14 protein-coding genes are annotated in these 16,340 nt (G+C 42.0%); 12 read left to right on the top strand and 2 right to left on the bottom strand.

Going from position 1 to position 16,340, the window contains the following annotated elements; all coding sequences use genetic code 11:
* Positions 1–376: 376 nt before the first annotated feature.
* The 3 genes from PCY71_RS03635 to PCY71_RS03625 all read left to right on the top strand — a co-directional run bounded on the left by PCY71_RS03635 (position 377) and on the right by PCY71_RS03625 (position 5,031).
* Positions 377–2,041, top strand: coding sequence for a C69 family dipeptidase (locus PCY71_RS03635; protein ID WP_048774260.1), 1,665 nt, complete (start codon positions 377–379; stop codon positions 2,039–2,041).
* On the top strand, positions 2,034–2,855 hold the full coding sequence (locus tag PCY71_RS03630) for a PrsW family glutamic-type intramembrane protease (RefSeq protein ID WP_048774259.1): 822 nt from the start codon (positions 2,034–2,036) through the stop codon (positions 2,853–2,855). The genes PCY71_RS03635 and PCY71_RS03630 overlap by 8 nt, the downstream gene beginning before the upstream one ends.
* 124 nt (positions 2,856–2,979) lie before the next feature.
* Positions 2,980–5,031 carry a C69 family dipeptidase gene (locus PCY71_RS03625; RefSeq protein ID WP_048774256.1) on the top strand — a complete coding sequence of 684 codons (2,052 nt, stop codon included), beginning with the start codon at positions 2,980–2,982 and terminating at the stop codon, positions 5,029–5,031.
* 90 nt (positions 5,032–5,121) lie between these two features.
* Here PCY71_RS03625 and PCY71_RS03620 read toward each other — a convergent pair whose 3' ends face one another.
* A complete protein-coding gene (locus tag PCY71_RS03620) occupies positions 5,122–5,682 on the bottom strand; it encodes a TetR/AcrR family transcriptional regulator (RefSeq protein WP_048774254.1) in 561 nt (186 codons plus the stop codon).
* A 142-nt stretch (positions 5,683–5,824) separates the two neighbouring features.
* On the opposite strand from PCY71_RS03620, the gene PCY71_RS03615 reads away from it, so the two are divergent.
* From PCY71_RS03615 to PCY71_RS03590, 6 genes are all read left to right on the top strand, one after another.
* The gene (locus PCY71_RS03615) at positions 5,825–6,526 is read left to right on the top strand and encodes an ABC transporter ATP-binding protein (protein WP_048774253.1); all 702 of its coding nucleotides are present in this window, start codon (positions 5,825–5,827) and stop codon (positions 6,524–6,526) included.
* Position 6,527: 1 nt separating this feature from the next.
* Positions 6,528–9,251: an FtsX-like permease family protein gene (locus tag PCY71_RS03610; protein ID WP_048774252.1), complete on the top strand. Its 2,724-nt coding sequence runs from the start codon at positions 6,528–6,530 to the stop codon at positions 9,249–9,251.
* 94 nt (positions 9,252–9,345) lie between these two features.
* Entirely contained in the window at positions 9,346–10,194 is an 849-nt protein-coding gene (locus tag PCY71_RS03605) for a metallophosphoesterase family protein (protein WP_048774251.1), read from the top strand.
* A gap of 56 nt (positions 10,195–10,250) precedes the next feature.
* Positions 10,251–10,703, top strand: coding sequence for an Rrf2 family transcriptional regulator (locus PCY71_RS03600; protein ID WP_032914759.1), 453 nt, complete (start codon positions 10,251–10,253; stop codon positions 10,701–10,703).
* Positions 10,704–10,930: 227 nt separating this feature from the next.
* Positions 10,931–11,788, top strand: coding sequence for a VOC family protein (locus tag PCY71_RS03595; protein ID WP_301412447.1), 858 nt, complete (start codon positions 10,931–10,933; stop codon positions 11,786–11,788).
* A gap of 35 nt (positions 11,789–11,823) precedes the next feature.
* On the top strand, positions 11,824–12,348 hold the full coding sequence (locus PCY71_RS03590; protein WP_048774249.1) for a methylated-DNA--[protein]-cysteine S-methyltransferase: 525 nt from the start codon (positions 11,824–11,826) through the stop codon (positions 12,346–12,348).
* Positions 12,349–12,370: 22 nt separating this feature from the next.
* Here the strand turns inward: PCY71_RS03590 and PCY71_RS03585 are convergent, their stop codons facing one another.
* A complete protein-coding gene (locus PCY71_RS03585) occupies positions 12,371–12,667 on the bottom strand; it encodes a hypothetical protein (protein WP_223330908.1) in 297 nt (98 codons plus the stop codon).
* Between the two features lie 144 nt (positions 12,668–12,811).
* On the opposite strand from PCY71_RS03585, the gene PCY71_RS03580 reads away from it, so the two are divergent.
* Genes PCY71_RS03580 through dcm form a run of 3 tightly spaced genes read left to right on the top strand, consistent with a single transcriptional unit; the run spans position 12,812 to position 16,307 of the window.
* Positions 12,812–13,867 carry a DNA cytosine methyltransferase gene (locus PCY71_RS03580; RefSeq protein ID WP_048774248.1) on the top strand — a complete coding sequence of 352 codons (1,056 nt, stop codon included), beginning with the start codon at positions 12,812–12,814 and terminating at the stop codon, positions 13,865–13,867.
* A gap of 2 nt (positions 13,868–13,869) precedes the next feature.
* Complete coding sequence (locus PCY71_RS03575; protein WP_002913354.1) at positions 13,870–15,270, top strand: DUF3883 domain-containing protein; 1,401 nt, start codon at positions 13,870–13,872, stop codon at positions 15,268–15,270.
* Positions 15,267–16,307 (top strand): DNA (cytosine-5-)-methyltransferase, encoded by a 1,041-nt coding sequence (gene dcm / locus PCY71_RS03570; protein ID WP_002913356.1) that lies wholly within the window; start codon positions 15,267–15,269, stop codon positions 16,305–16,307. The genes PCY71_RS03575 and dcm overlap by 4 nt, the downstream gene beginning before the upstream one ends.
* Positions 16,308–16,340: the final 33 nt, after the last annotated feature.

Raw genomic sequence — 16,340 nt, 5'->3', positions numbered from 1 at the left:
AATAATCTAAGCTATGAAGCACAACCAGTTTGGTAATAGGAGAGAAGTTTGTTCTTTTTCTCCTATCCAATCTTCCCTGCGACACATGCGCGGCTGCGGGTTGTGCCTCCGCAGCCACGTGTCTTTAAAGTCAGATTTTATCTGGCTTTTTTCTTTTACAAAAAAATTTTTATACAGATTGATATACATCTATGGAAATTTATACAAGAGGTTTGGAGGGGCTGCTAGGTATACAGCTAGAGTAATTTTTTCCTAGGGGAATTTATTCATTTTAGCTAGCAGAAGAGATTTTGGAAACGCTTGCAACCATAGCAAGAGAATAGTATACTAAATATGCGATAAATATTTTATCAATTAATATACAAAGGAGAAACTGATGAAAAAGAAATTTTTCAGTTGGGCTATTCCAGCCTTGATGCTTCTTACACTCTTTCCTTTTCAGGCTGTCTCAGCCTGTACCGGCTTTATTATCGGGAAGGATTTGACGACGGATGGTTCGACTCTCTATGGTCGAACAGAGGACCTAGAGCCCAATCACAACAAGAATTTTGTGGTACGGGAGCGCAAGTATAACAAGGCTGGTGATAAATTTGTAGATGAAACCAATGGCTTTAGCTTTGATTTGCCAGCTGTTAGCTACAAGTATACGGCGGTACCGGATGTGACACCAGAGCAGGGAGTTTTCGATGAGGCCGGTTTTAATGAGGAAGGCGTTTCTATCTCTGCGACAGTCTCAGCTAGTGCCAATGATGATATTCAAAAAGTAGATCCTTATGTCAAGGACGGTATCGCTGAATCAGCTTTAACTTCTGTAGTCTTGCCTCATGTGAAAACAGCCAAAGAAGGAGTGGAGCTACTAGCCAAAATTGTCAGAGAAAAAGGTGCAGCCGAAGGCAATATCGTGACGATTGCTGACAAGACGGGTGTATGGTATATGGAAATCCTTTCTGGCCACCAATACGCTGCCATCAAGTTCCCAGACGACAAATACGCTGTTTTTCCCAATACATTTTTCCTAGGCAGTGTAGATAAAAATGATACTGAAAACACGATTCTTTCAGCTGATCTGGAAAAAATAGCCCAGGATGCTGGCACCTATAAGGAAATCAATGGCAGCTTCCATGTAGCCCAATCTTATAATCCGCCGCTGGCAGAGGCTGACCGCTCTCGGGTTTGGTCTGGTATCAAGGCGCTGGATCCCAATGCAGATGTGCAATATGATGATGAATACTTTGAACTCATGCACTCAACCAGCGACAAGCTTAGTCTGCGTGATGCGATGAACTTGCAGCGCAATCGCTTGGAAGGAACAGACTTCAAACCGCAAGATCAGATGGAGCTAGACGGAAAAGGGATTCCAGATAAAACCAAAGCGGACCCAGTTTATAAATATCCTATCTCCAATCCAAATGTTATGGAGGCTCACATCTTCCAGCTCAAGGAGAATTTACCTGCCTCTACTGGAGGAGGGATTCTCTGGCTAGCTATGGGAAGTCCGCGCAATGCTCCATATCTCCCTTACTATGGCAATATCAGCAATACCTCTCAGCCTTATCAAGAAATGAGTACAGCCTACAATGAGAATTCCTGGTATTGGACTGTTAGCCGCATCAATGATTTGGTTGCAAAATACCCAGAACTTTTTGAAGATGGCTCTATTCGCAGTGAAATTGAGCGTATGGAAAGCCAATGGATAGAGGAACAGCCTGCTCATGACAGCGAGCAGATTAGTCTGTCTGAACAGCCAGAACAAGCCAGTCTGAAAGCAACAAAAGATTCTATGGAGCGAGCAGATTCAGTCTTTAAGCGCCTCAAGGAAATCCAAAAGATTGCTGAAGATAAGGTCGTGGCCGAATATGGTACAAGTGCTTTAGAAGAGATTGAGGAGTTGGAGGACTCTGACACAGAGGAGACAATTCGTCTGGAAGATTTTGACTACGATATTGCTATTGCAGGAGGCATCTTTGTGCTGACTGTCATTGGAATAGCGATTTATCTTGTCAAAGGAAAAAATAGAAAAGGAGCAGACAGTCATGAATAAAACAAGAAGAATTGCTCTCTATATCTACTTAGTCCTAGCTGGTATTGGCTTGCAGTTTGAGCTTGGAGACATGGCGGAGAAGGATGTCACCTTAGAAGCTGGCCGCGACTTGGTTCTGAACTTAGCTGTTTTAGCTGCCTTTTTCCTGCCTTTCTATTTCTTGATTAAAAAACTTGCCAAGAAGTTATCGGTTGAGATGATTGTTCTAGCAACAGCCCTCTTTGGAGGTGCCTTTATCTCTGGCTGGCTAAGCTTTGCGGGCAATAGTTTGATTGATATTATTAACTCTAACTTTATCAAGGATCCTGCTGTTTTCAATGATTGGACAAATGCACTGACAGCTCCTTTTGCAGAGGAATTTTTCAAGTCTCTGACAGCCTTTGCCGCTCTCTACATTTTGGGACGCAAGGATATTCAGTCTGTCTTAATCGCTGGACTGAGTTCGGGTTTTGGCTTTCAAGTCATAGAGGATATTGGCTATGTATCCAGAGTGACTATCGGAGGACAATATAGTGGTTCCTTAGAAGCAGTTGGCAGAATTGCTGGCGGATTGGCTTCGCATACTCTCTATACAGCAGTGGTGACTGTTGGGGTTTATCTTCTCTTTTCCACGGCTTACAAGAAATACCGTCTCTTTGGTCTCTGGTGCGTCGTGTCAACCGTTGCCAATCACTTTATTTGGAACTCTCCTTTCTTCGAAACAGAGCATCGGATTAACATCGTTGTCGGTTTCTTATTTGCCTTTCTCGTTGCTACCTTTATAGAAGTCTACCGACTGGTTTTGAAGGAGAAAAAGACAGATTTAGAAATTTAAATAATTTTCAGGGAATATATCAAACAAGAGCTTGAAATCGCTTGCAAAACCTGAAGTAAAAGGCTATACTGAATATAGTATTTAATTTTGTAATTTTTTACAAAAAAACAAAGGAGATATTTTTATGAAAAAAATATTGTTTCGTTCCTTGTTAGCTCTTTCGACCATTTTTCTCTTTCCTTTCCAAGTGGTCGAAGCCTGCACAGGATTTATTGTCGGGAAAGACCTGACTGCAGACGGCACAACGCTTTACGGTCGGACAGAGGACTTGGAGCCAAATCACAATAAGGTCTTTCTGGTTCATCCGAGAAAGACTAATGCGAGTGGTGCCAAACTAGTCGATGAAGCCAACGGTTTTGAATGGACCTTGCCGGCAGAAAGCTACAAGTATACTTCGGTATCAGATGTGACCCCATCCCAAGGTATTTTTGACGAGGTTGGCTTCAATGAATACGGTGTTTCCATTTCTGCGACTGTTTCTGCCAAGGCTAATGATGCCATCCAAAAAGTGGACCCTTATGTAGAAAATGGCTTGGCTGAGTCTATCCTGACAACTGTCGTTCTGCCTCATGTTCAGACAGCCCGTCAGGGTGTGGAACTGATGGCGCAGATTGTCAGAGAGCAGGGAGCAGCAGAGGGTAATATTATCACTATTGCTGACAAGACCGGTGTCTGGTATATGGAAATCCTATCGGGTCACCAATATGTTGCGATTAAATTCCCAGATGACAAGTATGCAGTCTTTCCTAATACTTTCTTCTTGGGCAGTGTTGACTTTGACGATACAGAAAATGTTATTGCCTCAAAGGGTGTTCAGGATGTAGCCAAGCAAGCTAATTCTTATAAAGAAATTGACGGCAAATTCCACATTTCTCAGTCCTACAATCCACCGATGGCAGAGGCAGATCGTTCGCGTGCCTGGGCAGGTATCACCAGTCTAGATCCAAATGCGGCCGTATCTTATAACGACTCTTACTTTGATCTCATGCACTCTACAGACAGAAAGATCAGTGTAGCAGATGTCATGGCTATGCAGCGCAATCGCTTTGAGGGCACTCAGTTCAAACCGCTGGACCAAATGGAGCTGGATGGTAAGGGGCTACCACAACGCAGTACGACAGACCCTGTTTACAAATATCCGTTGGGCAACCCAAATGTCATGGAAGCTCATATCTTCCAGCTCAAAGACGGTGTTCCAGCCAATATGGGCGGAGGCACTATGTGGCTGGCGGTAGGCAGCCCGCGCTTCTCACCTTACCTGCCTTATAATGGTAATATCACAGATACTTACGATGCTTATAAGGTCAACACAACTAGCTACAGTCCAGACTCTTGGTACTGGGTAGCATCTCATATCTACGATATGGCGGCCAAGCATCAGGACCTCTTTGGTACTTCTGTTCAAGACAAGTGGAAGGCCTTGGAAGCCCGCTTTATTGAGGAACAAAATACTCTGGATGCAGCCAATGCAGCTCTGCCAGATTCTTCAGCAAAAGTCACAGAGGAAACACAAGCTAGAGCAGCGCAAGTCTTTAAGGAAATGAAAGATCTAGAAGCTGAAATGGAAGCTAAAATCAAGGAAGCAACAAAAACCACTCCATCTAGCTCCGGCAAAGATTCTAGCAGCTCTTCGTCATCTCAAAGCTCGTCAAGTTCTTCCTCTTCAGCAACTTCTAGCAGTTCGGATACACGGACGGAAGTCAATGTAGAAGATGACAGCTTGGTGGATGTCGCAACTGGCATTCGCTTGAAAAATGCTGACTTGGTCAAGGCCGGTCTTCAGCTGTCAGTGAAAAAACTGGAAAGCAAGATTCAGCCGACAGATACTTATGACATTAGCTTGACCGATCCGAATGGTCAGCCGGTGCATCAGGTCAGTCCAACTCTTGTGACGATCCCAGTTCGCAAAGATCTGCCAGTAGATGCCGTCTATGTTTTGGATGAAAATGGCAAACAGGTTGAGAAATTTGATGTAACAGTTAATCAAAACCAGACTATCAGCTTCACGACCAATCATTTCTCTGTTTATCAAGTGCAGTATCGAAATGAGCAGTCCATCAAGGCCAAGAAAAAAGACCTGCCCTCAACAGGTGAGCAAGTCACTATCATGGGCCTTGCAGGCTTGATTATCCTAGCAGGAGTCTTCTTCCTTTTGAAGAAAACAAAGAAAAACTAATCTAAAATAAAAAGAAGGCCGAGCAAAATGTTCGGCCTTTCATAGTGGAAAAAACGACTCTTGTCCAGGCTATCCTTCAAGCTAGAGCCTTTATCTTAAATAATTATAGTTATAAGTAGTCAAAATTATGTCAGTGAGTTCTTCAGGTTCTTCTTGAGCTCCGCCAGCTATCCAAAGAGAAATAATCCCCTCAACACTGGATAGGAAGATTTCCAAGGCGTATTTCTGAGGGATGTGAAAGTTCTCCTCTAAAAAACGCTGGGTAGCAGCCTTTTGCTTGTCACTCAGAATGATAGTGGTTATGTACTCCCGAATAGCCCCGCGAAAGTCAATATAATGGCTCTTGGTCAGGGCATTGATAAGACGTTCATTAGCGCGCAGTATATGAAATTTTGCTATCATTAACTTTTTGGGGTATTCGTTCTCCGCTTCAAACAAGCTATAACTAGAAAGTTGGGAGATAATGTCGTTTTTGAGACTATCAACCATCTGATATTTATCTTGGTAGTGAAGGTAGAAGGTGCCGCGGTTAATCCCAGCCCGTTTGCAGAGTTTGCTGATGGAGATAGTATCGAACCTTTCCTCAGATAGTAGCTGAATCAAGGCTTCTTTGATGTCTTCCTTGGTACTAGTTTTTCGTTTCTGGATTATTTTTTCTTCCTTTTTACTTAAATCAACACTTTGTTGATTTTTGATTATTGCTTTTTATCTAAGCTCATTATATAATATCTGTGATTTAGAATCAACATCTTGTTGATTTAAGGAAACGAGCTTTGAAAAGGAGAGAAACGATATGGCTTACATTGAAATGAAACATAGTTTTAAACGTTATCAGGTAGGTGACACGGAGATTGTCGTCAATAACGATATTTCTTTTGAGATTGAAAAGGGGGAACTAGTCATTATCCTGGGTGCTTCTGGTGCTGGTAAGTCAACAGTGCTCAATATTCTCGGAGGTATGGATACCAATGATGAGGGAGACATCCTGATAGACGGCCAGAATATTGCTGACTACAATTCCCACCAGCTGACGGACTATCGCCGCAATGACGTGGGCTTCGTCTTTCAGTTTTATAATTTGGTGCCCAATCTGACAGCCAAGGAAAATGTCGAATTGGCTTCTGAAATCGTCAAGGACGCTCAAAATCCAGTGGCTGTTCTAACTGCGGTTGGTATGGAAAATCGCCTCAATAACTTTCCAGCTCAGCTATCAGGAGGTGAGCAGCAGCGGGTCTCTATTGCTCGGGCTGTGGCAAAAAATCCCAAGATTTTGCTCTGCGATGAGCCGACAGGAGCTCTGGACTACAATACCGGTAAGCAAGTGCTGCAAATCTTACAAGATATGTCCCGCAATCAAGGGGCGACGGTGATTATCGTAACCCACAATGCTGCCTTGGCTCCCATTGCTGACCGGGTTATCCGCATGCACGACGCGAGGGTCAAGAGTGTTACAGTCAATGAACAGCCACAGGATATAAGTACATTGGAGTATTGATATGAAGAGAAAGATTTATTGGAAAGATATTCTGCGCTCCTTCACTAGCTCTAAAGGACGTTTCCTATCTATTTTAATCCTCATGATGCTGGGCTCTTTAGCTCTCGTGGGACTCAAGGTCGCTCCACCCAATATGCGCAGAACAGCAACAGATTACTTGAAAGAGCAGCGAACCATGGACTTGGCTGTTATGGCGGACTATGGTTTGGATAAGGCGGATCAGAAAGAGCTGGAAGCTATCAAGGGAGCTGATGTCGAGTTTGGCTATCTGACAGATGTCACCGTGGACGAGGAGGCCCTCCGAGTATTCTCAGATACCAAGGATATTTCAAACTTTCAAGTGACCTCTGGTCGTCTTCCTAAGAAAGAGCAAGAAATTGCCCTGGCTAGCTTTTGGTCTAAGAAATATAAAATTGGCCAGGAGATTGATCTGACCGAAAAAGCCGGCAGCCGGTCAGTTCTGAAAAACAAGACCTATAAGATTGTGGGATTTGTCAACTCGGCAGAACTCTGGTCTGATAGAAATCTAGGCAATGCGACTAGTGGAAGCGGTGCTTTATCAGCCTATGCTGTAGTCAGCCCTAAGGCCTTTGATACAGATGTTTACAGTATTGCCCGCCTGCGCTATCATGATTTAGAAAAGCTGGCTCCCTTCTCTGAAAGCTATCAGGAGCGTTTGGAGCAGCACCAGACAGCTTTAGACAAGAGCCTGGAAGATAACGGAGTGGCCCGGTTTAAGCGATTAGAGGCAGATGCCAAAAGCACCATTCAGAAGGGTGAAGATAAGATTGCTCAGGCTGAGAGCGAACTGACCCAAGGTAAAAAACAATTAGAGCAAGCTCAGAGTCAGCTGGACCAGCAAAAAAACCAGCTAGCAGCAACTCAAGCCGCTTCTATCCTCCCTCCTGCTCAGCTCAGTCAGAGCCAGCAGCAGATTCAGGATGCTGAGTCCCAACTCAATCAGAAAAAAGCAGACCTCGCAAAGGCAGAGAAAGACTTATCAGCTAGCAAGAACAAGCTAGCTGACGCTAAGGCAGACCTGAATCGTTTGAAAGAGCCGGCCTATCATAGCTATGACCGCAAGTCTCTGCCAGGTGGGAATGGCTATCATATGTATAAAAACTCCATGAATAGTATTGCGTTGATTGGTAATATCTTCCCGGTGGTGCTCTATTTGGTGGCAGCTATAGTGACCTTTACCACCATGACTCGCTTTGTCGATGAGGAGCGAACAAATGCAGGTGTCTTCAAGGCTCTAGGCTACCATAGCCGAGATATCATTCGCAAGTTTGCTCTTTACGGTTTGGTGGCGGGTAGTTTGGGTACCCTCATAGGGATTCTGCTGGGACATTATTTCTTGTCGGGGGTGATTTCTTCTATTATTACCAGAGGGATGGTGCTCTCTGCCCCGCATGCATATTTTTATATTTCCTATAGTTTACTGGCCCTGGGGCTTTCCCTTCTTTCCAGCGTTCTCCCTGCCTATTTGGTGGCAAGACGGGAGCTGACGGAAGAAGCAGCTCACTTGCTTTTGCCCAAGCCACCAGTCAAGGGCTCCAAGATTTTCTTGGAAAGACTTCCCCTTATCTGGCGACGTCTTAGCTTTACTCAGAAGGTCACAGCTCGCAATATCTTTCGCTATAAGCAGCGGATGTTCATGACTATCTTTGGTGTGGCGGGTTCTGTTGCCCTGCTCTTTGCCGGCCTAGGACTTCAGTCTTCTATTGGTGGTATTCCAAAACGTCAGTTTGAGGAGATTCTGCGATACGACTTGATTGTCGCTGTTAATCCTGGGGAGAATCAAGCTGAGCAAGACAAGCTGAAAAAGATGTTGGCAGATGACTCGATTGCTGACTATCAGGAAATCCATAGTGAAACCCTAACAGAGAAATACAAAGGGAAAAAAGAGGCAGAGTCAGTCACTTTAATGGTTACGGACAAGGAGAATTTTGAACCGTTTATTTCTCTGGAAAGTCCCGACAACCAGCAAAAGCTGAGTCTCAAGGATGGTGCAGTTGTTTCGGATAAATTGGCCCGCATAGCTGGAGTTAGCCCCGGTGGCAGTATAGAGCTGGGTGGCAAGCCTGTCAAGCTCGCAGCAGTCAATGAGAATCATTTTGGCCATTTTGCTTTTATGAAGGCGACTGACTACCAGAAGATTTACGGGAAAAAGCCTGAGAAAAATGCTTATCTAGTGCGGCTCAAGGACTCTTCTAGTAAAAATATTGTTGATAAGGCCAATGAATTTATGAGCCTCAAGTCTGTCAAGAGTGTCTCCCAAAATGCTAGCATGGTGAAGCAGTTCAACGTTCTAGCTGATTCTCTTAATAATACAATGCTGGTTTTGGTGCTGATTTCCATTCTTTTAGCAGTCGTCATTCTCTATAATTTGACAAATATCAATGTGGCCGAGCGGATTCGCGAACTGTCCACTATCAAGGTTTTGGGCTTTCATAATAAGGAAGTGACCCTCTATATCTATCGAGAGACCATTATTCTTTCAGTGATTGGGATGGCAGTTGGGCTTCTAGGCGGTTTCTTCCTGCATCGTTTTTTGATTGAGAAAGTTGCGCCTAGCATTATCAGCTTAACCCCTCAAGTAAGTCCCTCAGTCTATCTGTTTCCTCTAACAGCAGTGACTCTTATTCTGACCTTACTTGGTTTCTTTGTCAACTACCGCCTCAGACGGGTGGATATGCTGGAAGCGCTCAAGTCTGTTGATTGATAAAAAACATTTTAAAACTTTCACTCACTTGTGAGGTGGAAGTTTTTTTGAACTTTGATATAATATTCCTTGTAAAGAAAGAGAAAGACACACGATGACACGAAAAATTGCCTTATTATCCGATGTGCATGGGAATAGCACAGCCTTGGAAGCAGTACTGGCGGATGCGGAAAGCCAGCAAGTGACAGACTATTGGTTTTTGGGAGACTTGCTCCTGCCAGGAACCGGTCGCAGGAATATCCTAGATAGGATGGAGCAGCTGCACATCAGCCTCCAGGTCAGGGGGAATTGGGAAGACAGTCTCTGGCATGCCCTGCACCAAAAGCTGGATTTGAATCGTCCTAGCCACCTCTACCTGACCCGGCTCTGTCATTTTGTCCTAGAGGAAATCCGTCCAGTAGAGATTGACCGCATGCAAGAACTTCCTCTGCAAATCTTGACAGAAGTAGAAGGCTTGAAGATTGCGGTTAGCCACCATCTACCAGATAAGAATTGGGGGCGGGAGTTGATTCATATTGGCGAGCAGAGTGATTTCGACCGACTTTTCGAGGGAAACGACTGCGCTGTTGCTGTTTATGGTCATATTCACCAGCAGTTTCTCCGCTACGGGACTCAGGGGCAGCTGATTATCAATCCCGGCTCTATTGGTCAGCCATTCTTTCTAGATTCGGCTTTGCGTCAGGACTTGCGAGCCCAGTATGCCATTTTAGAGATAGATGAGACGGGTCTGGCTGATGTCGACCTACGGCGCGTGGCCTACGATGTGGAGCAGGAGCTGAAATTGGCTCGGGAGCTCCACTTGCCTTACTATGAGATTTATCGGGAGAGTTTGGTCAATGGTATCCACCATACCCACAACCACGACCTGCTGCGGGAAATCAGTGAGCGGGAAGGCTATGCGGATGAGATTGCAGCTTTCTTAAAGTCCAGTCGTAACTCTTGAAGTTACACCATTTTTGAGATATAATAGTGAGAGAAAATGATGAGGGAGGAGAAAAAATGCAGATTTCTAGCCGTTTTACCATTGCCACTCATATGCTGATTGTCCTAGCTTTGGAGGGAAAAAAACAAAAACTGACAAGTGATATTCTTGCTAGTAGTGTCGGCGTCAATCCAGTTATTATTCGCAAGACCCTGTCCCAGCTCAAGAATGCAGGAATGATTACCGTTGCTCGTGGGACTGGAGGAGCGGAGATTGCCAAAGATTTGAAAGATATTAGTCTGTTGGACGTCTATAGTGCGGTTGAATGTCTGGGTAAGAGCGGCCAGCTCTTTAGTTTTCATGACAAGCCCAATCCAGACTGTCCTATCGGTAAGAACATTCACAATGTCTTAGACGACCGCTTGGCGGCTATCCAGGCAGCCATGGAAGCTGAATTGGCTCAGACCAGTCTTGACGAGGTCGTCGCAGCAACCGAAAAAGAAATTAAAGAACAATCTGTTTCCCAGTGAGCAGATTGTTTTTTTGTTAAGAATTTTCTGAGATGTAATTGTTGACATTACATTAAAACCTGCTATACTAATAGATGTAATATAAATAATTACAATATAAAAATAAGACTTCGAAGCAAATGGAGGTATGGAAATCCATATCAAGGAACCTATCTCTGTTTTGGAGAAATAAAAAAAGATGGAGCAGGAGCACTGCTGAAATTTTAAATTTAAGAGAGGAGAAAAACATGACTTTTGAATATCAAAGCAAGATTTATCTAGGAGAGGTGGCACTTTATGTGGCCGATGTAGCAAGACAAAAGGACTTTTATCAGCGTGTTTTAGGATTGGAACTTTTGGAAGAGCAGGACGGACAGGTGGCTTTGGGTCGGGATGGACAATTGCTGGTGAGGCTCTTAGCGACCGGTGATCGTCAGACAGTCAAGTCGGCTTACGGTCTTTATCATCTGGCGCTTTTGCTTCCAAGTCGTCAAGCTTTGGCGGATATCCTTAAGCATTTATCAGAAAATAAAGTTCCTATGGTTGGAGGGGCGGACCACGGTTATAGTGAAGCTATTTATCTGGAGGATCCAGAAGGCAACGGCATTGAGCTTTATCGGGACAAACCTCAGGCTGATTGGGATATTCGAGAAGATGGCCGCATTATCGGAGTGACGGAAGCACTTGCGGCTCAAGAAATCTATGAATTAGGTCAGGAAGTCCAACCGTTTAGTATTGCTGCAGGCACTCGTATGGGCCATGTCCACCTGTCTGTGAAAAATAGCAGAGCAGCCAGTCATTTTTACCAAAAACTTCTAGGCTTGGAGGACAAATTTTCTGTACCTTCTGCTAGCTGGCTGGCATCCGGAAACTATCATCATCATTTAGCAGTCAATGAATGGGGAGGTTCTCACTTGAATCATCGCCAACCGAAGCAACTGGGACTAGCCTATTTTGAGGCACAAGTAGAAGGAAAAGAAGATCTAGTAGCTATTTATGAAAATGCTCTGGACTTGCAGGCACCAGTCCGATGGATTAGCTCCCAAGAGCTAGAAGTCACAGACCCAGATGGGATTGTGGCAAAAGTTAAGACAAGAGTGGTATAATAAGGCTTATCAAGAAGCTAAAAGAAAGAAAAAATATGTACAAGACTTATTATACATCGCCGATTGGCCGGATTCTCATCTTGACGAACGCAAATGCCTTGTTGGGACTTTGGCTGGAGAATCAAAAATATTTTGGGACAGGCTATAATCTAGAGCAAGCGCAGCAGGAGGAGACAGAAATCAGCCGACGCGTCTCTGCTTGGTTGGACGCTTATTTTAAGGGAGAAAATCCTGCGACAGATGAGATTCCATTGGCACCTCAAGTAACTGAGTTCAGAAGCAAGGTTCTGACAGTGCTGCAGAAGATTCCTTATGGGCAAACGGCTACCTATTCAGACATTCTACGAGAATTACAAGCCGATTACGGTAAAATTGGCTCGGCTAGAGCAGTCGGTGGCGCTATCGGTCATAATCCGATTTCCCTTCTGATTCCCTGTCACCGGATTGTCGGAAGCGACGGCAAGCTGACCGGTTATGCCAGTGGCCTTGATAGAAAAGCTTTTCTATTGGAGTTGGAGGAGAGCGTCTCCAATCACAAAGCACTTACTTTTGCTAAATGATTTGAGTAGTTAGAACGGCTACTCATTTTTTACATTTTGTCGATAAAATTATAAGAAATTTCAATTCTTCTATTAGCTTCTTTTGACCTTGAGTAGGGTGAACCAAAATCCTGTCTACTAAATCATTTGTAATCTCCACGGTTCGCTTGTGAATAGAATTTCCTTTTTTAACAACCTCTAATCCATAACTATCAATTAATCGGATTAAGTACTCAAGATTTGAAAGGTTAATTCCATATTTTTCTGTAAGTCGATTTAAGCTGAATACTTGTTTGCTTAGTTCATAAATCTGAACTTTGTCCTCATAAGTTAGTTTCATAGTAAACACCCCAAAAGTTAGATTTTTCTGTCTAACTTTGGGAGTGCAGTTCAGAGTGAGTCTTTTCATTTTCCAAAGTATCTTCAAATTGCTTTCTGTGGTATAATTGTAGATAGTAATGAATGATAGTGTGGAGTTTATAAATTGAATAAATATAATATCATAGACTTATTTTCAGGAGCAGGCGGTTTATCTTATGGATTTGAGGCGGCAGGTTTTAATGTATTATTAGGTATTGATAATGATGAAAAAGCCTTAGAAACTTTCCGAAAAAACCACAAAAATTCAAAAGTATTGTGTGGAGACATTACGAATATATCTTATGAGGAAGATATAAAACCAATAATTGGAGAACAAAAAGTGGATCTAATTGTTGGAGGTCCGCCATGTCAGGGAATGTCTCTTTCTGGACCGCGAAAATTTGATGACCCTCGGAACAAACTCTATTTATCCTATATCCGCTTAGTTCGAGAAATACAACCAACCGCTTTTGTTATTGAAAATGTGATTGGTATTGTCAGTTTGTTTAAAGGACATATAAAAGATGCGATCATCGAAGAATTTTCAAAAATGGGCTATAAGGTTCAGTTTAAAGTTTTGTTAGCTTCTGATTATGGTGTTCCGCAAAATCGAAAGCGTGTCATTTTTGTAGGAACAAAAAATGATGGATTTGAATACCCTACTTCATTGGGAACAACTATCACGACCGAGATGGCACTTTCTGATTTACCAACATTAGAAAATGAACTTGGCGATGCAGAGATGGTTTATATTTCAGAACCTAAAAATAACTATCAAAAACTAATGCGAAAGCAGTCTTCAGTTGTGTTGAATCACATTGCAGCCAAGCATTCTGAAAAAGTAACAAGCACGATTGCTCTTGTTCCTGATGGTGGAAATTATAAAAACCTACCCGAAGAATTACGAGAGTCAAGAAAATTTAATGTTGCTTGGACTCGATTTGCAAGCTGGAAGCCAGCTCCTACGATTGATACGGGGCACAGACATCATTTTCATTATAAATACAACCGTGTTCCAACCGTGAGGGAATCCGCACGATTACAATCGTTTCCTGACGATTTTATCTTTTATGGGAGTAAAACACAGCAATTTAGACAAGTTGGTAATGCTGTTCCGCCTCTAATGGCTCAACAGATTGCGAATAGTTTATTGAAATATTTAAAAAATAACGAAGAGTAACTATGTATCAAGTTCCAGAAAAATATTATTTTAGATTGCATCACCCACGACCTCGTTTTAAAAACGATGTCGAAAACGTTCTTGTTTATATGGCGACCAATATTTCTGATTTAGGGATATTGCCAAAAAAGGAATTTAGTAAGAAACTAAATGAAATTATTAAACACTACGCAGGCAATGCTGATAAAACGGAGAAGACAATTAATAACTGGCGAACGGAGATTTCTTCTTTGTTTGGCTTGATGATTGAGAAAGAAGGATTTGTTTATTCAGGAAATAGAGCTAAGGAGTTGACTGACGACCAAGACCTTATTCGTTTTTTTAAAACATTTTTGTATAATTTCGAATATCCTGGTGGGCATCTAAAAGATAATGAGATTGTTAAGCTGTGTCAAATTGGAGTTCAATTTAAGCCATCTCAGTATTTACTGGAACTACTTACAGAAGCGTCACAGGTTGAAGAAAAAGCTATTTACCTCACTGATGAGGAAGTTGCACATTGTATTTTTAATGACTTAAGGTGCACTCGGGATAAAGAGCCTGTTTTGAAAGTATGGAATCGCATTAAAGATAACAGAGAGTCCAAGATGGTTTACGACACTACAGGTGATGTTATACGCTATGCTAAAGATATTTTAGATTATATGGTTATAGCAAGCCTGCTAAGTGTTCAAGGCGGTAGGTATAAAATAAATTCCATAGAAGAGCAAGCAATAAATGAATTTTTACAATCAGATACTGTATTTGATGGCTATGCTCAATTCATTGGTAAATCTTCAACAAGGATTGAAGAGATTAGAGAATATAGAAGTGCTTGGTTCGAATATGTCAATCGTGATTTGGGAGATATTGATTTTAGAACAAACTTTAATCTTTATATTCCAAGTGATATTGATTTTACTGAAGAGAATTCGGATATTATCGGACATCTAACTGAACATATCGAATATAGCGAGAAAATATCTACTGCTATTGTGGGAAGTTCAGGAGAAGCGATTGTTATTAATCACGAGAAACAAAAATTGCGAGAAAATGGACAAGAGCAATTGCTTCACCTTGTTAACTTTATCCCGACACAATTTGGTGTAGGCTACGATGTTCAATCTTTTGAGTGTGATGATTCTGAATTAAGAAAGTATATTGAGGTAAAGACAACGGTCAGCAATACTTCTATTACTTTTAATTCGTTTCATATCACACCAAATGAATGGCGAACAGCAAAGTCTGTGCGTGATAGATACTATATATATCGTTTGCAGATTTCAAAACATAGCAAAAAGTTGTTTATTATCAAGAATTTGTATGATTTAGTAAAAAATGAGAAGATGCTACTGATTGAGAGAAAGGATGGTTATGATGTTCGCTTTTCATCATCAGTGGGCTTTGAGGAGAATTTAATTTGAAGAAACTAAAAATTGCTTCTCTCTTTAGTGGAGGGGGTGGAACAGATATTGGTTTTGCTGGTGGATTTGATTTTTTAGATCAACATTATGCTGATAATCAAATTGAGATTGTCTATGCGAATGATATTGATGATAGTGCTAATAAAATGTTTGAAAAGAATTTTGGTATTACTCCGGACAATCGAAATGTTCGAGAAGTAAAATCGAATGAAATACCATCTTTCGATATTTTAACAGGTGGATTTCCGTGTCAGTCGTTTTCTGTTAGTGCTCAAAATCCGAAACGTCTAGGGATAAAAGACGAAAAAGGAACGCTATTTTTTGAGATGGTGCGAGTGTTGAAAGCACATCAACCGAAAGCTTTTTTTGCTGAAAATGTTAAGGGAATTTTGTCTGCAAACAACAAAGAAGCCTTTCCATTGATTATTGAGGAGTTCGAAAAAGCTGGCTATAATGTTTCCTATAAACTTTGCGTAGCTACAAAATACGGTGTTCCACAAAAGAGAGAGCGTGTGTTTATTGTTGGTATTCGAAAAGATTTGAATTTTACTTTTGAATTTCCTGAAGAGCCTATTCAGAATGAAGAAGATTACACACCACTAAAAGCAATTCTTCAGAAAAATATTGATGAAAAATATTATTTTAGTGAGAGGGCAGTGAAAGGAATGCTAAATAGCAAGTCTGGCAAAAAAATGAATAAAGGGCGAGCACAGGACATTGAGCGACCAAGTAATACGGTTAGTTCTCACTTAGCGAAAGTTTCTTTAAATAGTACTGATCCTGTTTTGTTGGAAAATGGTCGTTATCGTCGTTACACTCCAAGAGAAGTTGCACGTATTCAATCTTTTCCAGAAAACTATGAACTGATTGGTTCAGAAGGCGCTCAGTATAGAATGCTCGGGAATGCCATTCCTCCTGTTATGATGTGGTATATAGCTGAAAAGTTAGTGTCAGATTTGCGAAATAGCGATGCAGTTGCAAAACAGCACGAACTTGAAGAGAGTTTTGGTCAATTAGATCTATTTGAAGCAAGTTGATAATTTTAGTGTACGTGGCTTGGTATGAAGTTA

This window comes from Streptococcus sp. SN3 (assembly GCF_030439905.1).
Note: the sequence above shows the minus strand (reverse complement) of the source record. Positions and strands in the feature narration are given on the sequence as shown.